Annotated in this window: 18 protein-coding genes and 1 pseudogene; 11 read left to right on the forward strand and 8 right to left on the reverse strand. The window is 66.1% G+C overall.

The window, feature by feature from the left end; all coding sequences use genetic code 11:
- Nucleotides 1-192: 192 nt before the first annotated feature.
- Nucleotides 193-1,908 carry a ribonuclease H-like domain-containing protein gene (locus EO141_RS20145; RefSeq protein WP_206514835.1) on the reverse strand — a complete coding sequence of 572 codons (1,716 nt, stop codon included), beginning with the start codon at nt 1,906-1,908 and terminating at the stop codon, nt 193-195.
- On the reverse strand, nt 1,905-4,400 hold the full coding sequence (locus tag EO141_RS20150; protein ID WP_164739340.1) for a DEAD/DEAH box helicase: 2,496 nt from the start codon (nt 4,398-4,400) through the stop codon (nt 1,905-1,907). Before EO141_RS20150 ends, EO141_RS20145 begins: the two co-directional genes overlap by 4 nt.
- A 173-nt stretch (nt 4,401-4,573) precedes the next feature.
- Here EO141_RS20150 and EO141_RS20155 point away from each other — a divergent pair, with 173 nt between their 5' ends.
- The 3 genes from EO141_RS20155 to EO141_RS20165 all read left to right on the forward strand — a co-directional run bounded on the left by EO141_RS20155 (nt 4,574) and on the right by EO141_RS20165 (nt 5,848).
- The gene (locus EO141_RS20155; RefSeq protein ID WP_127170080.1) at nt 4,574-5,236 is read left to right on the forward strand and encodes a hemolysin III family protein; all 663 of its coding nucleotides are present in this window, start codon (nt 4,574-4,576) and stop codon (nt 5,234-5,236) included.
- A 67-nt stretch (nt 5,237-5,303) separates the two neighbouring features.
- Nucleotides 5,304-5,561, forward strand: coding sequence for a type II toxin-antitoxin system Phd/YefM family antitoxin (locus EO141_RS20160; RefSeq protein WP_104585948.1), 258 nt, complete (start codon nt 5,304-5,306; stop codon nt 5,559-5,561).
- Nucleotides 5,549-5,848: a type II toxin-antitoxin system RelE/ParE family toxin gene (locus tag EO141_RS20165; protein WP_127170081.1), complete on the forward strand. Its 300-nt coding sequence runs from the start codon at nt 5,549-5,551 to the stop codon at nt 5,846-5,848. The genes EO141_RS20160 and EO141_RS20165 overlap by 13 nt, the downstream gene beginning before the upstream one ends.
- A gap of 11 nt (nt 5,849-5,859) precedes the next feature.
- Here EO141_RS20165 and EO141_RS20170 read toward each other — a convergent pair whose 3' ends face one another.
- Together EO141_RS20170 and EO141_RS20175 are read right to left on the reverse strand one after the other, a co-directional pair.
- Complete coding sequence (locus EO141_RS20170) at nt 5,860-6,378, reverse strand: hypothetical protein (protein ID WP_241236704.1); 519 nt, start codon at nt 6,376-6,378, stop codon at nt 5,860-5,862.
- A gap of 192 nt (nt 6,379-6,570) precedes the next feature.
- Nucleotides 6,571-7,668, reverse strand: a complete 1,098-nt coding sequence (locus EO141_RS20175; RefSeq protein ID WP_241235905.1) for an ATP-grasp fold amidoligase family protein — start codon at nt 7,666-7,668, stop codon at nt 6,571-6,573.
- A 345-nt stretch (nt 7,669-8,013) separates the two neighbouring features.
- Between EO141_RS20175 and EO141_RS20180 the strand changes: the two genes are divergently transcribed.
- Together EO141_RS20180 and EO141_RS20185 are read left to right on the forward strand one after the other, a co-directional pair.
- A complete protein-coding gene (locus EO141_RS20180; protein WP_127170082.1) occupies nt 8,014-8,658 on the forward strand; it encodes a glutathione S-transferase family protein in 645 nt (214 codons plus the stop codon).
- Nucleotides 8,659-8,801: 143 nt separating this feature from the next.
- Nucleotides 8,802-9,504 (forward strand): annotated as a pseudogene (locus tag EO141_RS20185) (hypothetical protein).
- A gap of 147 nt (nt 9,505-9,651) precedes the next feature.
- Here the strand turns inward: EO141_RS20185 and EO141_RS20190 are convergent.
- The 3 genes from EO141_RS20190 to EO141_RS20200 all read right to left on the reverse strand — a co-directional run bounded on the left by EO141_RS20190 (nt 9,652) and on the right by EO141_RS20200 (nt 15,157).
- The gene (locus EO141_RS20190) at nt 9,652-11,733 is read right to left on the reverse strand and encodes a M13 family metallopeptidase (RefSeq protein ID WP_127170083.1); all 2,082 of its coding nucleotides are present in this window, start codon (nt 11,731-11,733) and stop codon (nt 9,652-9,654) included.
- Nucleotides 11,734-12,000: 267 nt separating this feature from the next.
- Nucleotides 12,001-14,082 carry a M13 family metallopeptidase gene (locus EO141_RS20195; RefSeq protein WP_127170084.1) on the reverse strand — a complete coding sequence of 694 codons (2,082 nt, stop codon included), beginning with the start codon at nt 14,080-14,082 and terminating at the stop codon, nt 12,001-12,003.
- A gap of 172 nt (nt 14,083-14,254) precedes the next feature.
- The gene (locus EO141_RS20200; RefSeq protein ID WP_197942524.1) at nt 14,255-15,157 is read right to left on the reverse strand and encodes a LysR family transcriptional regulator; all 903 of its coding nucleotides are present in this window, start codon (nt 15,155-15,157) and stop codon (nt 14,255-14,257) included.
- Nucleotides 15,158-15,277: 120 nt separating this feature from the next.
- Between EO141_RS20200 and EO141_RS20205 the strand changes: the two genes are divergently transcribed.
- Together EO141_RS20205 and EO141_RS20210 are read left to right on the forward strand one after the other, a co-directional pair.
- Nucleotides 15,278-16,030 (forward strand): SDR family oxidoreductase, encoded by a 753-nt coding sequence (locus EO141_RS20205; protein ID WP_039518017.1) that lies wholly within the window; start codon nt 15,278-15,280, stop codon nt 16,028-16,030.
- Between the two features lie 181 nt (nt 16,031-16,211).
- Entirely contained in the window at nt 16,212-16,901 is a 690-nt protein-coding gene (locus EO141_RS20210; protein ID WP_127170085.1) for a glutathione S-transferase family protein, read from the forward strand.
- Between the two features lie 52 nt (nt 16,902-16,953).
- Here the strand turns inward: EO141_RS20210 and EO141_RS20215 are convergent, their stop codons facing one another.
- Nucleotides 16,954-18,180: an MFS transporter gene (locus tag EO141_RS20215; RefSeq protein ID WP_127170086.1), complete on the reverse strand. Its 1,227-nt coding sequence runs from the start codon at nt 18,178-18,180 to the stop codon at nt 16,954-16,956.
- A 111-nt stretch (nt 18,181-18,291) separates the two neighbouring features.
- Between EO141_RS20215 and EO141_RS20220 the strand changes: the two genes are divergently transcribed.
- The 4 genes from EO141_RS20220 to EO141_RS20230 all read left to right on the forward strand — a co-directional run bounded on the left by EO141_RS20220 (nt 18,292) and on the right by EO141_RS20230 (nt 20,283).
- The gene (locus EO141_RS20220) at nt 18,292-18,735 is read left to right on the forward strand and encodes a helix-turn-helix domain-containing protein (RefSeq protein ID WP_127170087.1); all 444 of its coding nucleotides are present in this window, start codon (nt 18,292-18,294) and stop codon (nt 18,733-18,735) included.
- A 432-nt stretch (nt 18,736-19,167) separates the two neighbouring features.
- Complete coding sequence (locus EO141_RS21465) at nt 19,168-19,311, forward strand: hypothetical protein (protein WP_164739341.1); 144 nt, start codon at nt 19,168-19,170, stop codon at nt 19,309-19,311.
- A 205-nt stretch (nt 19,312-19,516) separates the two neighbouring features.
- Entirely contained in the window at nt 19,517-19,750 is a 234-nt protein-coding gene (locus tag EO141_RS20225) for a hypothetical protein (RefSeq protein ID WP_127170088.1), read from the forward strand.
- Nucleotides 19,751-19,959: 209 nt separating this feature from the next.
- On the forward strand, nt 19,960-20,283 hold the full coding sequence (locus EO141_RS20230; RefSeq protein WP_127170089.1) for a hypothetical protein: 324 nt from the start codon (nt 19,960-19,962) through the stop codon (nt 20,281-20,283).
- Nucleotides 20,284-20,337: the final 54 nt, after the last annotated feature.

Raw genomic sequence — 20,337 nt, forward strand, 5'->3', positions numbered from 1 at the left:
TCCCGTCGCCAACGCGGCCGTCTTTTCCGATGGCATTGCCGCAGCAGTACCGGCTCCGGGCACACCGCGCGTTCGGCTGGGCGTCGCTCTCACGTGCGCACTGCAAGGCGGTCGGGAGCGCTCCAGGGTGCATCCAGCATCGCAATCACGGGCCGATGCTGCGCTAATTGCGCGACCGATCGCGCATCGACCTCAAGGCGCGTCCATCAACGGAATCACCTCGCGGTCCTGTGCCTCCACCGCCACCAGGCGCTGCAGCAGCAGCGACAAGGTCACCACGTCCTGGTGGTTGTGCTCGGCCACGCGGCGCAGGTTGCGCGCGCTGCCGCCGCGCAGGTAGCTCAGCCATGCCGCCGGGGCTTCGGAGCCGGGCAGGTCGTCCTCGCGCACCACGCGCAGCAGTTGCCGTTCGATGGTGGCCAGCTTGCAGTTCTCCCAGGTGCCGCGATACCGCCGGCGCGTGGGGAACAGCAGGTCCACATGGTCCAGTGCGGAGATCGGGTCGCCGCGGCGCGCCAGCCGGTAGCGCGTCTTCAACAACGGCGCGTCGTAGCAGCGTCCGTTGTAGCTGGACAGCACCGTCTGCGGCGACAGCCAACTGCGGAACAGGTCCAGCATCGCGCTTTCGGCCGCCATCGTGGACATCATCAGCTGGCGCACGCGCAGCCCGCTGCCCTGCGCAGCGTCGATGTGCCAATCGGCCACGCCGATCATGAAGGCGCGCGTGCCGGTGCCGCCGGCCAGGCCGGTGGTCTCGGTGTCGAAGAACAGCAGGTCCATCGGGTCCACCGCGTCCTCGCGCTTGGCGAAGGCCAGCGACAGCGCCTGGTGCGGAATCGCCTGCGGCAGGAAGGCTTCGATCAGGTGCAGGCCGGGCGCGATCTCGTTGCCGGGCAGCTGCCGGTCGGTGGAGGCCGCACGCAGCGGCGCGTGCGTCGAGACCGCGCGCTCGCGCAGGCCGATCATCCGGCGCAGGCCGGCGATATCGGTACGTCGCTGCGGTGCCGGCATGGCGGTAGGCGCAGCCGGTGTCGCGCGCACAGCCGGCACGCGCGCGGCCGCATCGGCCGCCGCGCCTGCCGGCTTGTGGCGCACCTCGTGCTCCACCCAGGCAAACGCCGAGGTATCGCGCGCAGGCGGCGCCGCAACCGGCGCCTGCAAGGCGCGGCGCGTCATCGCCGCTGCGGCGGGCTGGGGACGGGGCGCACGGACAGCCTCTGCGCTGCCGGGCTGCGCGCTTGGCGTAATCGCATCGCGCGGCAGGGCGCGTGACGCAGACGCAGCCGCACCCGGTGCAGGCTGACGTTGGGCACGCGTGGGCATCACCGCATCGTCCCTGCGCGGTGCAGGCGTCAGCCCGCCGACCTGACGGCGTAGCAGGCGCAGACGTTCTGCGCTCACGCCAGGGTCGCTGCCAGGCACCGGTGCTGCCGGCGCACGCGTCGGTGCCGTTGCAGACATTTCACTTGCGGCACGCGTGCGCGCATCGCCCACAACAACTGCTTCACCAGATGTTCGTCCGACCACTGCGGAGTGCATCTGTTGTGCAGGCGAAAGCATCATGCATTCGGTCGCGAACGCTGAGGTTTCATCGTCCACGCCGGTCTGCGCGATCGCCGGCGCATCGCAGGGCGAAGATGCACCACGACGCACCTCACGTGCGGCAATGTCGCTAGTAGGAGCAGGATCCACGACTGCGCGTGCCATCGCTGCATGCGGCGCAACAGGCGCGCCTGCATTGGAATGCAGTTGGGGCACTCCACCAAGAATTCCGGCATCCGCATCAACCACAGGCGCTGCCTGCGCGCCATGCGGTGCATCGCCGTCTGCATCCGCCACCGGCGCACGCACATCGGCGTGCCCGGCCTGGCGCCGCAACAGCCGCAGCCGGTCCGCACTCACACTCATGCAAGCACGTCCAGCGCCAGGTCCTCATCCACCTGGGTGGCATGCCGCAACGGCGCATCGGCATCGAACAACAGCGCCAGCACGGTCAATGCCAGCGACTTGGGCGACTCGCCCTTGCCTTCTTCGTGCGCGGCCAGCACCGGGCCCACGCAGGCCGGGCAGCCGGCGCTGCAATCGCATCGCCGCACCAGCTCGTCGGCGCGCTGCAGCAGCTCGGCCTGGCGCAGCCACAGCGGCTCGCTCAGGCCCACCCCGCCAGGAAAGTTGTCGTACAGGTAGACGGTGGGCACGAACGCCTGCTGCAACTCCACCGCGCCTTCTTCACCCTCGTCCACGCCGCGCAGTTGCCCGCGCCCGGTCTGGTCGGCCACCGCAAACCACGCGCCATCGCCATTGCCCACGGCCTTCTGCAGGTCGCGCGCATCGGCCATCACCGCCACCGTGGCCACCACGTGCAACGCATAGGCGGCGCCCAGGAATCCATCCAGCGCATCCTGCTTGGACGCAAACGCCTTGCCCAGGGTGGCCTGCGGCAGCTGCCACCACACCGCAGTGGTGTGCAGTTCCTGGTCGGGCAGATTGACCGGCCCGTAGCCGATGTTCTCGTGCGTGTAGTAGCGGATCTTCTTGTAGCCGGACACGCGCCGCACCACATGCACCTCGCCGTGATGCGAATCGCCGCGCCCGGCCACGCCGCCGTCGAAGCGGTCCAGCACCTTGAGCTTGGTGTAGTCGATGCTGTCGGTGTAGTAGTCCACGTGGGTGCGCGTGACATAGGCCTTGCGGCCTTCCCAGTCCAGCCGCTCCACCTGGTACGGCGTGCTCTGCACCATGTGGATGGCGCCTTCGTACAAGGTCAGCGCAGCGGCCGAGTAATCCACCTCGGCAATGATCTGCTGCTTGCCGTCGCTCTTGTCCACCACCACGAAGTTGCCGTCGGCCACCGAGCGCAGGCTCACCGCATTGGCCGGGTAGCTGTCGGCGATCCATTCCCAGCGGTCGCCTTCCTGGTGAATCACCTCGCTTTCGGCCAGCGCTTCCAAAAACACCAGCGGGTCGATCGGCCCGAACGGTTCGCTGGCAATGAATGGCAGCTCGAACGCCGCGCAGCGGATATGGTCGAACAGGATCAGCGGCTGGTCCGGCGCGATGCGTGCGTGCTCGGGCGAGGCATCGGCGAAGAAATCCGGGTGCCGCACCACGTACTGGTCCAGCGGCTGCGAGCTGGCCACCAGCACGCCCAGCGCCGGCTGCTGGCGCCGCCCGGCACGGCCGAAGCGCTGCCAGGTCGCCGCCACGCTGCCGGGGTAGCCGTTGAGGATCACCACATCCAGCGCGCCGATATCCACGCCCAGCTCCAGTGCCGAGGTGGAAATGATGCCGTCGATATTGCCGGCGCGCATCGCGCGCTCCACCTCGCGCCGTTCGGTGGGCAGGTAGCCGCCGCGGTAGGCACGGATGCGTGGCGGCTTGCGCGGGTCGTGGTCGAAGATGTCCTTCAGGTACTTGGTCAGCACTTCCACCATCAGCCGCGTCTGTGCGAACACCAGCGTCTTCAGCCCGCTCTTGATCGCGATGCGTGCAATGCGGTTGCTCTGCGAGCGTGCCGACGCGCGCAGCCCCAGGTCGGCATTGACCACCGGCGGGTTCCACAGCAGCACGTGCTTGTCGCCAGTGGGCGCGCCGGACTCGGTGATCGCATGCACCTGTTCTTCGATCAGGGCCTGCGCGTGCGCGTGCGGGTTGCCGATGGTGGCCGAGCACAGGATGAACTGCGGGTTGGCACCATAAAACGCGCAGATGCGCTTGAGCCGGCGCAGCACGTTGGTGACGTGGCTGCCGAACACCCCGCGGTAGGTGTGGATCTCGTCGATCACCACATAGCGCAGGTTCTCGAAGAACTGTGCCCACTTGGTGTGATGCGGCAGGATCGCCTGGTGCAGCATGTCCGGGTTGCTCACCACGATGTCGCCATGCAGGCGGATCGCCTGGCGCGCGTCGCCGGGCGTGTCGCCGTCGAAGGTGAAGGCCTTCACCCCCAGCGCGCCGGCGCGGTTCAATTCCAGCAACTCGGCCACCTGGTCCTGTGCCAGCGCCTTGGTCGGGAACAGGTACAGCGCCTTGGCGCCAGAAGTCATCGCCGCGCTCACCACCGGCAAGGTGTAGCACAGCGACTTGCCCGAGGCGGTGGGCGTCACGATTGCCACATGCTCGCCGCGCTGGCTCGCCGCCCAGGCGTCTGCCTGGTGGCTGTAGAGCCGGTCGATGCCGCGCGCGCGCAAGGCGTCGGCCAGCGCGGCCGGCACATCGTCCGGGATCGGCGCATAGCGGCCCTCGCGGCCGGGCAGGGTGAAGCTGCCGGTGATGCGGTCGTGGTAACGCCGTTCCAGGCGTTCGGTGAGCAAGGCACCATCGCGGCTGGGCCGGCCATCGGTGGTGGCCAGCGCGCGTTCGGCGGTTTCGGTGCGGGGAGCGAGGGCAAACGGAGGCATACGGCGGCTCCCAAAGAGGGGCATGAGACAGGGGAGGTGTCTCAGGGTATGAGACCGGGGCCAAACCGGCGAGCCTGTGTCACTGAGCGGATTCAGCAAGCCGGGTATTCTGTTGCCCCCGCCGCGTCACCGTTGCCTGCACGGCGTGGGCTCCCCCATCTCGAAGAACCGCCGTGCCCGTTTCCCCCAGCATCGCTGCCCCGCACTACAAGACCCGTTCCGCCCGCCGTGCCGATGTGATCGTGCATGCGGCCGGCCTGTTCCTGGCCATCGTCGGCGGTGCCTGGATGGTCTGGCGCGCCCATGCCAACCAGACCATGCTGCTGGCCACCTGCGTGTACGCGCTGGGGCTGCTGGTGATGTTCGGCTGCTCGGCCGCCTACAACTTCGCCCCGCCGCAGCGCCAGCCGATGCTGCGCAAGTTCGACCACGCCGGCATCTTCGTGATGATCGCCGGCTCCTACACGCCGTTCCTGCTGGTCGCCCTGGACGGCACCTGGCGCTGGGCGATGATCCTGGGCGTGTGGGGCGTGGCCTTGTTCGGCGTGTTTGCCAAGCTGTTCCTGCCCGGCATCGCCAAGGGCTTCTGGGTGGCGATCTACCTGCTGCTGGGCTGGGCCGGCATCGTGGTGATCAAGCCGTTCGTCGCCGGCCTGGACAGCACCGTGCTCTGGCTGATTGCCGCCGGCGGCGCGTTCTACACCGTGGGCGTCACCTTCTACGTGCGCAAGTCGCTGGTCTACAACCGCGCCATCTGGCACGCCCACGTGCTGGGCGGCGCACTGTCGCACTGGTGCGCCATCTGGTTGTGCCTGCGGCCGTTGGGTGGGGTGTAGCCAGGTCGGCCGCCTCGCCCGGCGCAGCCGACTTGCCTCACCCGGAGTGATACTTTAGTGTCACTCCATGCGCACAGAACTTGTCACCACGCTCAAGCGTCAGGCCACCGAACTCCTCGCTGATGTCGAGCGCGACAAGGAGCCGATCCTGATTACCCAGCATGGTCTGCCCAGCGCATATCTGGTCGATGTCACCAGCTATGAGCGCCTGCAGCAGCGGATGGCGATCCTCGAAGGTATCGCCCGTGGTGAAATGGCGGTAGCGGAAGGCCGCAGCCTGAGCCACGAGCAGGCCAAACAACGTCTGGCGCGATGGCTGAAATAGTCTGGTCGGAGCCGGCGGTGGCCGACCTGGACGCGATTGCCGACTACATTGCACTTGAGGACGCAGCCGCCGCAGCGGCACTGGTGAGACGGGTGGTTGCGCATGTCGAGCAATTGGCCGAGCACCCGGAGAGCGGGAGCTGCCCGCAGGAACTCAAGCGCTCCCGCTACCGTCAAATCGTCGAACCACCGTGCCGCGTGTTCTACCGTGTGGATGGGCAGCGCGTCGTCGTGGTTCACGTGATGCGCTCGGAGCGGTTACTCCGGAGAAATCGTCTTTCGCGCTGACAGCGCCCCCCCTACAACTTGGTCTTCAACACCGCCTCGAAGGCCGCGTCCGGCGCAATGCGGTCGGAGAGCACGATCACCGAATGCAGCGTGCCCCGGGCCTGTACGTTGTACTCGAAGCCCACCGGCGTGCCGCCGTGGCTGAACACCTCGATCTCGCTGTACTCGCCGAGCCGGCCTTCGTAACTTTCGCGCTCGAAGCCGTGCTCCTTGGCAAAGTTGCCGGCGGCGGTACGTGCGCCTTCCCACACCGCGTCCTCGTAGGTCATCGGCTGCAGCAGGCTGATCAGGTGCGTCGCGCAGGCGCTGGTGCTGGTCACGCCATAGCCATCGACCTCGCCCATCAGCGGGATCTTGTGCCTGGTGCGCTTGGGCGTGGCGGTGACCGTGCAGCCAAGCTGCTGCAGGTTGGCAAGGGTGAAGTGCTCGGCTTCCGGGCGCGGCGCGCCGGGGGTGCCGGCGCCGGTACAGGCGCACAACGCGCAGAGCAGGCCGAGTGGGAGGCAGCGGTGTAGGCGAAGGTTCGGCAAGGGGGCGTCCATGCAAGGGGGCAAGTGCGGCACCGCGGTCGGCGGTGCGCCGGATGCGGGCGCATCGGCGGCCGTGGAGTATCCGCCGCTGCCGGCTGGCGCGCCAGGCGCGCTGCGGCCGGCCGCAGGGCGACGGCGTGGTACACGTTTCCCTTGCCCGCAGCCGCGTGGCGTGCCGCGGCCGTACTCACCTCACCGCGTCGGCACCCGCATGCGGATGCCGTCCGTCGCAAAGGACGGGTCCAGCGGCGCCCGCCGCTGCACCCACATGTCGCCCATCATCCGGTCCAGCCCGCGGTCCAGGCCGGTGACCAGCCCCGCACCCGGGGTGAAGGTCAGCTCGCCGAAGTAGATCTGCCCGCGCTGGATGTACCAGTCCACCCGCACGTAATCGACATCGCCCGCCAGCCGCTTGCTCAGTTCCAGCGCCTGTTCCAGCAGCGCCGGCGGGCTGGGTGGCGTGCGCCCGTCGTCGCGGATGCGGTGGAAGGCCGTGTGCAGGTTGTTCACGAAGAAGGTCATCGCCAGCTTGGGCGTGTCAAAGCGCCCGTAGATCACCTGCAGCACGTACTGAAAACTGCCGTCGGCCTGTCGGAACATGTGGAACTTGTAGTCCACCGGCACCTGCTGCGCATCGCCGATGTACTCCTCCACCAGGATCCGCGGCGGAATATCGCGGTAATGGATCTCGCGCACCATGTCGGAGAAGTCGGTGCGCAGCCACTGGCCGCAGCGCTCGATGATGCGCCGTTTCTGCACAGCGTCCGGCTCCTCGCGCACCACCTCCACCATCGCCGCGCCATGGTTGGCCTTGATCACGGTCTGCCGCCACTGCGGCAGGCGCAACAGCTCCTGCGGGTCGGTGCTGTCCAGCAGCAGCGGGATCAGGTGCGCCTCGCCGATCCTGGCCGCCACATACGGGCGCACCGCAAACTTGTCCGCCAGCCGCTGGTACAGCGGGTAATCGCCGTGCACGCACTTGCGGTAGAGAATCTTCTCGTTGAAGCACTTGGGCGCATACAGGTCCGGCAGCCGCCCGAACGTGTGCAGGTAATACAGCCGGTCCTGGTGCCGCCAGGGCAGGGTACGCAGCAGGCCACGCGCGCCTTTGCGCAGCAGGCGCCTGAGGCCCGGCATGTCCGAGGCCGGTGCGGGCAGCTGCGGTGCCGGGGCCGCGCAGCGCTCGTCGAACGAGGCCATCAACGGCGGCGGCATGGCCAACCATCCTTGCGCTGGCGCACCGCGCCCGCCCACCAACGGCGTGGTGAGCGCCAGCATGTTGTCGGTCATGTGGAAATCCTTGATCCGCTAATAAAGTGCGACACCAGTCACATTTTATTGTGACGTAGCGCACGATATACGGAAAAGGCGAGACCGGGGGAGCAATTTGTCTCAAACCGCCTGCCGGCCTGAATCAGGTCGCTTTCGCGCCCCGGCCGGCCGCCTCCAGCCAGCAAGCCGGCGCCGCAAGGGGCTGCCGGCGCGGGGCATGGCCCGGTCTGCTGCGCCGCCGGGCCAGGCCGGGGCGTGGCACCCTTCGGCCACCGGGCCGGCCGCGGCATGGCCCGGTCCGCCCTTTGCACGCACCGGCGGCAACCGGCACCGTAGCCCGCTCACCTCAACGGAGCCGTCTGCATGACCATCACCATCACCGCCTTCGAACGCTCGCCCGACGGCGGCAAGGGCCTGGTGCGCGATCTGCGCGTGCGCTGGGCGCTGGAAGAGGTGGGCCAGCCCTACCAGGTGCGGCGGGTGCCCTTCGCCGCGCTGAAGCAACCCGCGCATCTGGCCCTGCACCCGTTCGGGCAGATCCCCACCTTCGAACAGGGCGCGCTGGTGCTGTTCGAAACCGGCGCCATCGTCCTGCACATCGCCGAGCGTTATCCCGGCCTGCTGCCGGCCGACCCCAACGCCCGCGCCCGTGCCATCGCCTGGATGTTTGCCGCGCTCAACACGGTGGAGCCGCCCAGCCTGGAGCTGGCCACCGCCACGCTGCTGGAAGCCGACAAACCCTGGACCGCAGAGCGCATGCCGCTGCTGCAAAAGCGCATCCGCCGGCGCCTGCAGCACCTCACCGCGCACCTGGGCAGCAACGCCTGGCTCGATGGCGACTTCAGCGTCGGCGACCTGCTGATGGCGTCGGTGCTGCTGCGCATCGGGCACTTCGGCCTGCTGGACGCCTTCCCCGAACTGCTGGCCTATGTCGCCCGCGCCGAGCGCCGGCCGGCCTACCAACGCGCCTTGGCGGCGCAGTGGGCGATCAACGGGGCAGGTGCCTGAGCGAGGGGGCCAACGGCACGGAGCTCGCTGCCCGCTCCCCTCGGGGCAGTGTCGGCTTCCCATGCCCACAGGCACAGGCCGCAGTCGCATGGCGCGCCGACATCGCGCACCATGCCGCCGTCTTCAACGGAATGGAGTGACCCATGCGCACAACCCACGTCCTGGCCCTGGCCGCCCTGTGCAGTGCGCTCGCCGCCTGCACAGACACAGGCCGGCCAGCGCCTACCGACCAACCGTCAGCGGCAACGCCTGCAGCGGCCGCAGCCACGGCAGGCCCCGGCGCAGCAGCGCCGTCGCCGGATCGAACAACTCGCTCACCCAGGGCGTGAGCCAGCAGGCACGGCGCTACCTGTGCCCGCAGGGTCCGGGCGCGTGCAAGGCCAGTGGGCCATTGGTGGCCGACTCCGAGGCAGAAGCACAGTGGCTGCTCACCCACGGCTACCCCTCCGAGAGTGAGCGCGCACGCCTGGATGCCTTGCAGCTGGACCAGCTCAAGGCGGAGTCGCAAGCAGGCAACCAGGCCGCCACGGTGGTCTATGGCATCAAGACCGCAGTTGCCGGCCGCTTCTCCACCGGCGTCGGCATGCTGCGGCGGGCCGCACTGGCCGCCTGTATGCCTACTACGGCCTGTCGGAGGTGTACGCCAGCGACACGCAGCACAAGAACCTGGTCGACAGCCTGGCCTACCTGCGCCTGGCGTACCTGCTGGGTGATGGCAAAGCCGCGCGCGCCATCGCGGCGAAAGGACTCAGCGGCGTCGAAAATGCCGTTGCCGACGAGCGCGCCGCAGCGCTCTACAAGACGTTTTCGAACAACCAGCGCCCCTCGCCCAGACCGCTCGACTAAGCGTGCAATGCGCGGGCCGAATGCATGGCCGTGCAGGAGGCACCGCCGGCGCAGCTGCAGCAGCCCGGCGCCTCACCGGGCACGGCCCGGCAGACCGTCCACGCAGCACGGCCGCCCGCGCGGCCGCCACACCGCCCAACGCCCGCCTCACCAGACCTGCGCACGCTCCTGCTCGGAGCGCACCATCGCATCGCCGGCCTTGCACGAGAACGCCTTGGCGTACTGCGGCATGTTGGACGGCCCGGCGTTGACGCGTACCACGCTGGGCGGATGCGGGTCGGCGTTGAGTGCCTTCACCTGTGCTTCTTCCCGGCGCGCACTGCGGTGTTTCCGCGCCCAGTTGATGAAGAAGCGCTGCTCGGGCGTATACCCATCGATGGCGACGTTGCGCTCGGGGTGCTGTTGCAGATCCAGCATCAACGCATCGTAGGCGGTGCCGACCCCGGTGAAGTCGGCGATGCTCTCGCCCAGCACCAGCTGCCCGTTGACGTGCAGGTCCGGGCGGTTCTTGAGCGGCACGTAGCTGCTCATCTGCTGCTTGATCCTGTCGGTGCGGGTGTCGAACGCGGCAACATCCGCGGGCAACCACCAGTTGCGTGTGGCGCCGATGGCATCGAATTGCCTGCCCTCGTCATCGAAGGCATGGCTGATCTCGTGACCGATCATGGTGCCGATCCCGCCATAGTTGAGGCCATCGTCGGCAGTGGCACTGAACAACAGCGGCTGCAGGATCACCGCAGGAAAGAAGATGCTGTTCTGGCGCGGCGCGTAGAACGCATTTACGGTCTGCGGCGCCACATCGTCCCAGCTCATCCGATCGGCCGGCTTGCCGATCCTGGCCATGTCGGCGCGGTGGTTGAAAGCGGTCGCACGTTCGATATTGCCGAGATAGGCGCCCTCTTCCAGCCGCAAGCCCGACCAATCCTGCCACCGGTCCGGATACCCGATCTTGGGAACGATGTTGGCGAGCTTGTCCAATGCCTTGGCCTTGGTCGGAGCGCTCAGCCAGTCGGCATGCGTGATGCGCAGCTTCATGGCGGCACGCACGTTTTCCACCAGCGCCAGCGCCTGCTGCTTGGAGGCAGGAGAGAAGTGGCGGGCCACATAGAGCTGGCCCATCGCCTCGGCGATCGTCGTGTTCAACGCATCGATCACCTGCTTCCAGCGTGGCGGCTGCACCTGCCGGCCCTCCAGCGTCTTGGCGTAAAACGCGAAATGGTTCTCCACGAACGGCTTGCTCAGGGCCGGTGCCGCATCGTCGATGGCGCGGAAGCGCAGGTAGGCTTTCCACTGCGCCACCGGCGCGCGCTGCAACTGCGCATCGAATGCCTTGAAGAACGCCAGCTGCGACAGCGCCAGGCCGCTTTCCCCTTCGACACCTTGCGCGGCCATGAAGCGGTCCCAGGCAAAATGCGGCGTCAGCGCATTGGCCTGTGCCGTGGTGAGCCAGTGGTAGGTATTGCTGGGCTCGCGCATCTGGGCCGGCGTCAGCAGCGCGGCGGCCAGGCGGCTTTCCAGTTGCAGCACCTGCGCTGCCTGCACCGATGCCTGTGCGGCCGGTGTTCCCGCCAGCACGAACGACCGCGCGATATACGCCAGGTAGGCTTTGCGAATGCCGGCATATTGCGCATCGGCATAGTAATCCTTGGAGGGGAGCGTCATGCCTTCGACGTTGGCATAGGCCACCATCGTCGAAACGTCCTTTTCATCCGGATGCGCAACAAACTGAAACAGCACCGTGGTGCCTTGGGCATGACGTTGGGTAATGAAGCCGGCAATGGCGCGCGCATCCTTCAGCGCATTGATCTCGGCGAGCCGTTGCCGGATGGGCGCCGCGCCCAGGCGCTCGATGCCCGCCTCGTCCATGCCCGAGGCGTAGAACGTCCTGACCAGCTGCTCGATCGAACCGGCTGTCGGCTGCGACTGCAGCAACGCCTCTGCAATGGCGTGCTGATCCCGATAGGCGCGGTTGTAGAAATCAAACGAGGTACCAATGCCAACCTCGTCGTCAGGGATGCCTCTGGCAAGCGCCTTGCCGTTGGCAAAGGCATTCAGATCCTGGCAGGGGTCGGCAGCGGGATCCAGTTCATTGATATCCAGCGCCGGTGCATCTGCAGTGGCCATCGGAACCGGCGCTGCAGGTTTGGCGTTGATTGCCTGCTCGCTGGCCTGCTTGCAACCGCTCAATGCCATGAAGGCCGCAAGCGCGAGAAGGTTCCTGCTCAACATGGTCGTGGCAGCCGTACATTGGGGGAGTGCCGCGAGCTTAGGCGAGCCTTGCGCGCAGGCTGCGCGCAGACGAACAAAGTTGAGCATTCCCCCAACGCGATCAGCGGCCAGTGTGCGCAAAAACGAAGTGGTGCCGTCACGACGACTGCATCACGGCCCGCGTCAAGGACGCGACGCCGCCATGCGCTGCAGACTGTTCGCACAGGCCGCTGCAATGCCATCCATGCATCCACGGCCACCAACCCGCCACGCGGCAAAACGCCCGCCTCACCAGACCTGCGCACGCTTCTGCTCGGAGCGCACCATCGCATCGCCGGCCTTGCACGAAAACGCCTTGGCGTACTGCGGCATGTTGGACGGCCCGGCGTTGACGCGTACCACGCTGGGCGGGTGCGGGTCGGCGTTGAGCGCCTTCACCTGCACTTCTTCCCGGCGCGCATTGCGATACAGCCGGGCCCAGTTGATGAAGAAGCGTTGCTGGGGCGTGTAGCCGTCCACGGCGACATTGCGCTCGGGGTGTTGTTGCAGATCCAGCATCAGCGCGTCGTAGGCGATGGTGACCCCGGTGAAGTCGGCGATGCTTTCGCCCAGCACCAGCTGTCCGTTGACGTGCAGGTCCGGCCTGCTCTTGAGCGGCACGTAGCGGCTCACCAGCTGCTTGATCTTGCCGGTGCGCGCCTCGAAGGCCGCCCGGTCCGCCGGCAGCCACCAGTTCCGGTTGGCACCGATGGCATCGAACTGGCTGCCCTCGTCATCGAAGCCGTGGCTGATCTCGTGGCCGATGAACCCGCCGATTCCGCCATAGTTGAGGCCATCGTCGGCTGTTGCCGCAAACAGCGGCGGCTGCAGGATCACCGCGGGAAAGTAGATGCTGTTTTCGCGTGGTGCGTAGAAGGCATTCACGGTCTGCGGCGCCACATCGCCCCAGCTCTTGCGGTCCACCGGCTTGCCGACCTTGGCCATCTCGGCGCGGTGATTGAACGCCGCCGCCCGTTCGATGTTCTGCAGGTAGGTGCCGGTGTCCAGCTGCAGGCCCGACCACGCCCGCCAGGTGTCCGGATACCCGATCTTCGGCATCATGTTGGCCAGCTTGTCCAATGCCTTGGCCTTGGTCGCAGCGCTCATCCAGTCGGCGTGCGTGATGCGCAGCTTCATGGCGGCGCGCACATTCTCCACCAGCGCCAGCACCTGCTGCTTGGACGCCGGGGGAAACTTCTGGGCGACATACAGCTGGCCCATTGCCTCGGCGATCGTCTGGTTCAATGTGGTGATCACTTGTTTCCAGCGCGGCTGCTGCACCTGCCGGCCCTCCAGCGTTGTGGAGTGGAACGCGAAGTGGTTCTGCGCGAATGGCTTGCTCAGTGCCGGCGCCGCATCGTCGATGGTGCGGAAGCGCAGATAGGCTTTCCATTGCGCCACCGGCGCGCGCTGCAACTGCGCATCGAATGCCTTGAAGAACGCCAGCTGCGACAGCGCCAGGCCGCTTTCCCCGGTGACACCCTGCGCGGCCATGAAGCGGTCCCAGGCGAAGTGCGGCGTCAGCGCATTGGCCTGCGCGGTGGTGAGCCAGTGGTACATGTTCTTCGGCTCGCGCTGCTCGGCCGGCGCGAGCAGCGCGGCGGCCAGGCGGCTTTCCAGCTGCAGCACCTGCCCGGCCTGCACGGCCGCTTGCTCGGCCGGCACGCCGGCCAGGACGAACGTGCGCTGGATGTACGCAAGGTAGGCCTTGCGGATGGGCGCGTATTGCGCGTCCACATAATAATTTTTTGCGGGCAGCGTCATGCCTTCGACCAGGGCATAGCCCACCATCTTCGACACGCTCTGCGCGTCGGGCTGGGCAACGAACTGGAACAGCACGTTGGCGCCCTCGGCGTGGCGCTGGGTGATGAAGCCGGCAATGTCGCCCGCATCTTTCAACGCATCGATCGCCGCCAGCCGCGGCTGGATGGGCGCCGCGCCCAGGCGCTCGATGCCCGCCTCGTCCATGCCCGAGGCGTAGAACGTCCTGACCAGCTGCTCCACCGAGCCGCTGGCCGGCTGCGCTTTCAGCAAGGCCTCTGCAATGGCGTGCTGATCCCGATAGCTGGCGTTGTAAACGTCATACGAGGTGCCGATGCCCACCTCGTCGTCGGGGATGCCCTTGGCCAGCGCCTTGCCATTGGCAAAGGCATTCAGATCCTGGCAGGCGTCGGCACCTGGATCCAGTTCGTTGATATCCAGCGCCGGCGCCGCCGCGGTGGCTGCCGCCGCAGGCGTGGGTGCGGTGGGTGCGGTCGCTTGCTCGCCGGCCTGCTTGCAACCGCTCAAGGCCATGAAGGTGGCAAGCGCGAGAACGTGTCTGCTCAACATGGGCGTGGCAGCCGTGCATGGGGAAGGTGCCGCGAGCTTAGGCGAGCCTTGCGCGCAGGCTGCGCCCGGGCGAACAAAGTTGAGCATTCCCGCGTCCGCAGCGGCACATGCGTGCAGGAAAGCGAAGCGCCGGCGGCGCACCGGCACCGGCACCACCGCAGCGCAGGTGGCGCTAACGGTTGAGCTGCGGAATCTTTGCAAACGCCTCGGCAATGAAATCCATGAACACGAGCGCGCGCTTGGGCACCAGCCGGTTGGCGGCGTAGACAATCTGCATCGGCGCCGGCGGCGGCGCAAAGGCATCCAGCACGGTCTGCAATTCGCCCGAGGCCAGGCCTTGCTCGTACAGCCACGCCGGGCCCAGGCCGATGCCGAGCCCGGCGCTGACCGCCGCGCGCGCGGCCTCGGGCGAGTTGACCCGGAACCGGCCGGACACCGGCACGTCGGTATCGCGGAAACGCCAGCTCGCCCCGGTGCTGAGCAGCGTGTACAGCACGCAGTCGTGGTGGCGCAGGTCCTCGGGCACGGCCGGCACCCCGCGCCTGTCCAGGTAGGCGCGGCTGGCCACCGTCACCCGCGTGAACGCGCCGATGCGGCGTGCGCGCAGCGCACTGCTGTCCAGGTGGCCGATGCGGATGGCCAGCTCCGCGCCTTCGTCGAGCAGGTTCACGTAGCGGTCGTTGATCTGCAGGTCCAGCTCCAGTGCCGGAAACCGCTGCAAGAACGCCGGCACCAGCGGCAGCACGAAGGTGTGCGACAGCGCCGTGGGGCAGGCCACCCGCAACAGCCCGGAGGGCTGCACATCGTCGCGCAGCGCCATTTCAGACTCGCCCACCGCATCCAGGATGCGGCGCACCTCTGCGTAATAGCGCTCGCCCTCCGGGGTGAGCACCAGCTTGCGGGTGGAGCGGTTGAGCAGCCGGGTCTGCAGGTGCTGCTCCAGCGCCGCCACATGCCGGCTGACGTTGGGCTGGCCCAGCCCCAGGTCGCGCCCGGCGGCAGAAAAGCTGCCCGTCTCCACCGCGCGGGCAAAGCAGGTCATCAGCAGAAACCGGTCCATGCGTCCTCGATTCATGCGCACAGCGCATGAAGGTTATGTTCCCGCAGGATCTTATAGCAGCCGGGGCATGGGGCGAAGATGCCGCATCGAAGGCCGCCATACGGCGGCCGGGCACCGCACCATCAGGAGCACACCATGTCACGTCTTGCAGGCAAACGTACCCTCATCACCGGCGGCACCACCGGCATTGGCCTGGAAACCGCCAAGCAGTTCCTCGCCGAAGGCGCCCGCGTCATCGTCACCGGCGTCAACCCCGACTCCATCGCCAAGGCCCAGGCCATCCTGGGGCCCGACGTGCCGGTGCTGCGCGCCGACTCGGCCAGCGTTGCCGCCCAGCAGGAGCTGGCGCAGGCGGTGCAGGCCCATTATGGCCAGCTCGATGTCGTCTTCCTCAACGCCGGCGTCTCGGTCTGGGTGCCGATCGAAGAGTGGACCGAGCAGGCCTTCGACGCCTCCTTCGCCATCAACGTCAAGGGCCCGTACTTCCTGCTGCAGGCGCTGCTGCCGGTGCTGGCCAACCCCGCCTCGGTGGTGCTCAACACCTCCGTCAACGTGCATGCCGGCATGGCCCGCTCGTCGGTGTATGCCGCCACCAAGGCCGCCTTCCTCAGCATGACCAAGACCCTGTCCAGCGAGCTGCTGGGCCGCGGCATCCGCGTCAATGCCGTCAGCCCCGGCCCGGTGGAAACCCCGCTGTACGACAAGCTCGGCGTGCCCGACGCCTACCGTGCAAAGCTCAACGAGGAAATCGCCGCCAGCATCCCGATGGGCCGCTTCGGCACTCCGGAAGAGGTGGCCAAGGCCGTGCTGTACCTGGCCTCGGACGAATCCAGCTGGACGGTGGGTTCGGAAATCGTGGTCGACGGCGGGCGCCTGCTCAACGGCTGAGCCTGGCGGCCCCCCGCCAGGTGCCGGCAGGCGGCGCGTATCGCCGCCCTGCCGGCACCCACCTGCGCCTGCGCATCGCCATGCCCCGGTTGCATGGCGATGCGCAGGCGTTTTCTGCCATGCAGGCACGGCCGGCCCACGGCTGCCCTGGCACCCCCTTTTGCAACGCGAGCCACTGCCCATGCCCAACACCCTCACCCTGATCAGCCACCCGCTGTGCCCGTTCGTGCAACGCGCCGCCATCGTGCTGCTGGAACATGACGTCGCCTTCGAGCGCGTGGATATCGACCTGCACGCCAAGCCGGACTGGTTCCTGGCCCTGTCGCCCACCGGCAAGGTGCCGCTGCTGCGCATCGGCCAGCCGGACGGCAGCGTGGCCACCCTGTTCGAGAGCGTGGTGATCTGCGACTACCTCGACGAGACCAGCGGCAGCAGCAGCCTGTACCCGCGCGACCCGCTGCAACGTGCACAGCAACGCGCCTGGATCGAGTTTGCCGCGCCCACCTTTGCCGACGCATGGCAGTTCCTCAATGCCAGCGACCAGGCCAGCGCCGACACCGCCAGCGCCGCCTTCCGCGGCAAGCTGCAAAAGCTCGAACAGGCGCTGGGCCAGGGCCCGTATTTCGCCGGCCCCACCTTCGGCATGGTCGATGTGGTGTTCGCCCCGCTGCTGCGCTACTTCGGCCTGCTGCCCGCCGATGTCTGTGCACCCCTGTTTGAAGGGCTGCCGCGCATCGGCGCCTGGCGCGCCGCCCTGGCCGCCCGGCCCAGCGTCATCGGCGCGGTGGCGCAGGACTACGCCAGCCGCTTCCAGCAGCATCTGCACAGGCAGCGCGCCTTGCTGGCAGAGGCGGTGCGTGTGCCGGCGTAAGCAGCCAATGCCAACGTGCAGGGCTGGCCGCGTCACATGCCTGCCCTAGCAACTAACCCTCAGTGCCAAGGGCTTGCCAGGCCTGAGACGCAGCCTGCGGAGTCACCCGCCGCGTCAGCCACCAGAACAACAGCGCAAGCGCACTGACCAGCGCGCCCAGCAGGCACACACCTTGCCAACCCGCGTGGGCATAGGTGACGGTGGTGCCGATGGCACCCAACCCGCTGCCGACCGCATAGAACAGCATGTAGAGGCCGACCATCCGGCTGTGGGCTTCGGGGCGCGTGCGGAAGATCAGGCTCTGGTTGGTGACATGCAGCGCCTGGCCACCCAGGTCGAGCAGCACGATGCCGATTACCAGCGCCCACAACGACCATTCCATCAGCGACAGCGGCCACCAAGCCAGCAGCAATACGGCCAGCGCCGCGGCGCTGGTGCGCTGGGCATGGCCACGGTCGGCCCACTGCCCGGCACGCGCGGCCGCCAAGGCGCCCACCACACCGACCAAGCCAAATGCACCGATGACGGTGTGCGAAAAGCTGTACGGCGGCGCACTTAACGGAAGCACCAGCGCGCTCCAGAAGATGTTGAACGCGGCGAACATCAACAACGCCAGCATGCCGCGCACTTGCAGCACCTTTTCTTCCCGCAGCAGCGTCAGCATGGAGGCGACCAGACGCGGGTAAGGCATGGGATTGGCTGCCAACGGCAAGGCTGGCAGCCGCCGCCACAGCGGCAGCGCGATCACCAGCATCAGCCCGGCGGCGCAGAAGTACACGCCGCGCCAACCTGCCAGATCGCTGACGCCCCCTGCGAACACGCGCGCAAGCAGCAGACCGATGAACACGCCACTCTGCGCCGTCCCGACAACCCGCCCTTGTTCATGGCGCGCGGCAGCACTGGCCGCATAGGCGATCAGCCCCTGGGTCATCGCCGTGCCCAGCAGCCCCACCGCCAGCATGCCCGCCAGCAGGACAGATGCAGACTGGGCCATGCCGACCGTCGCCAATGCCACCACCAGGCCCAGCAGTTGTACCGCCATCAATCGGCGACGATCTACCCGATCCCCCAGTGGCACCAGCAACAACAGGGCCAGGGCGCAGCCGATCTGGGTGGCCGTCACCACGCCTCCCACGGCGGCATGACTGATGTGGAAGTCGCGGGCCAGCGCATCCAGCAGGGGTTGGGCGTAGTACACATTCGCCACGCTCAAGCCACTGGCGGCGGCAAACAGCAGCACTAGGTCGCGCGGCATATCGGCAGTTCGGGATGACTTCATGCGCCACAATCCATGCAATCTGGTTTCAAAACAAAACTCATTGAAGGCTAGGGCACGCAGTTTTAAAATGCAACCAGAAATTTTGGTTGTTGCTATCTGTCTGGAGAAGTCATGCCGCGCCGTCCTATCAACGACGAACCCTGTCCCGTTGCTCGCGCCGTCGATGTGGTCGGGGATCGCTGGTCGCTGTTGATCGTGCGCGATGCGTTCGATGGCACGCGCCGCTTCAGCGACTTTCAACGCAGCCTGGGCATGGCGCGCAACATCCTGTCTGACCGTCTTCGCAAGCTGGTAGAGCAGGGCATTCTCGAAACCCAGGATGCCTCGGATGGCACGGCCTATCAGGAATACGTGCTGACGCCGCAGGGCGAGAGCCTGTTTCCCTTAGTGGTAGCGCTGCGCCAGTGGGGTGAGCAGCACCTGTTTGCACCTGGCGAACGCCATTCGGTGCTGATCGACAAGCGTACGCGCAAGCCGATTGCGCGCATGGCGCCACAGGCCAACGATGGTTCCGTGCTGCTGCCTGCCACGACCGAAGTGCGGAAAGTGAAGTAAGGCGAAATGCGCCTAGCTGTGATAGCTACGATCAGCCCACGACAAAGAGCGCAGCCCATGGGCTGCGCTTTCCCTTTCAAGGCTGTCTTGTGGCGGACCGGGGATATGGATGGTGAGACCTTGCCCGCTGCGACGCTCCCGCACTTTCCCCCGCGAAGCCCCTACGTGGCGCCTAGCTCGGAAAGCAGCAGGAGCACATAGAGGCCGAAATCTCGCCTAACCTGTTGCCCCGTCAGATCTTTCGCGCCACTGCGTAGCTCCACAAAAAACTTGAAAGCGGACATTTTCCATTTCAGGAAAGCACTCTACGAGTGATCGAACCTGATGGTCTTGCAGTATCTGCCGCATCGCGCGCTGCAACCCGACTTGCGCGGCCAACTTAATCGGCCTAGCGTCGCCTGGCCACCATTCGGGTGGCGAGGAGGTCACAGCATGGCGACCAACGAGAAAACCGGCCCCAAAGCAGCAAAGGCGGCTAGCAAGGTCCTGAAAAGTGGCAGCACCGGCAAGGATTCAAAAACAGCGGCCGCGTCCGCTTTAAGCCAAGCGCCGGATAAGAAAAAAAGAAGTAATTAAGCGAACACGGCAGTAAATAAGCGAGCAGTACAGTAAATCGGTGAAGGCGCTCGACCAAGCACGAGCGCCTTCTACCCGAGTAATTTCAGTGCGTGTAATCACAGCGGATGACGCCACTGGTACAAAATGTCGGGTACCCGCTGACAAAACCTCTACATAACGGTAGGGTGCAGACTGGAACGGGGGTTTCATGCATGGGAAGCAGATGGGGAAGTACCTGGTTTACCGCTGCGCGGTCATTACATGGCCGCTTGGGCTCGCTATGTGGTTGGCTTTCTTTGCCATCCGAAACAGCATGCAGTGGTTGCTGTCGCAGAAAATCGGCCAAATCGCGCAAGGCTTCAATCAAGGCATCAGCGCAGCGCTCACATCCATCGCATGGATGGTGTTAGCAACGTATGGCTTGGCCGCGCTCGCTTCGTTTGTAGGCAGATACTAATGTCGTAAGTGGATGGACACGCCAAATACTCTAGGAGTTTCGTTGCCCACGGCTGATTGACTGCATCTAGTCAAAATAATAGATGGGCTAGGTAAACCTAAGAGCCAAAGGAGGGGGGGCAGCGATTTAATAAATACATTCGACTTGTAAAAATCGAAGAAGACTTATTGGTCAGCAAATTAAATTTATTAATAATTAATGGGTGAAGTATGAATAACTCTTCCTATGACTTAATTCGCGACGCAATTGTTAACAAAAAAATTGTTGTAGCCACTTATCAGGGGCACGTTAGAGAGATGTGCCCCCACGTAATTGGTCTCAAAAACGGTAGAGAGCAGGCGCTGTTCTATCAGTTTGGAGGTACAAGCAGCAGCGGGCAGTTAGTAGCCGATTCGCCCAAAAATTGGCGCTGTATTCCTATCCAAGGATTATCTGAAATTTCTACAAGAACGGGCGATTGGTGTGCTGCTGAAAATCATTCACGTCCGCAGACTTGCGTTGATGAGATTGACATCGAAGTAGATCTAGATTAATCAACATCAGAAGTTAAAACTTTTTGATTTTTTAATTTCCGGTCTCAATCGAAA

This window comes from Xanthomonas sp. BRIP62415, from assembly GCF_003993515.1.
GTDB classification, from domain to species: Bacteria; Pseudomonadota; Gammaproteobacteria; order Xanthomonadales; family Xanthomonadaceae; genus Xanthomonas; species Xanthomonas euroxanthea.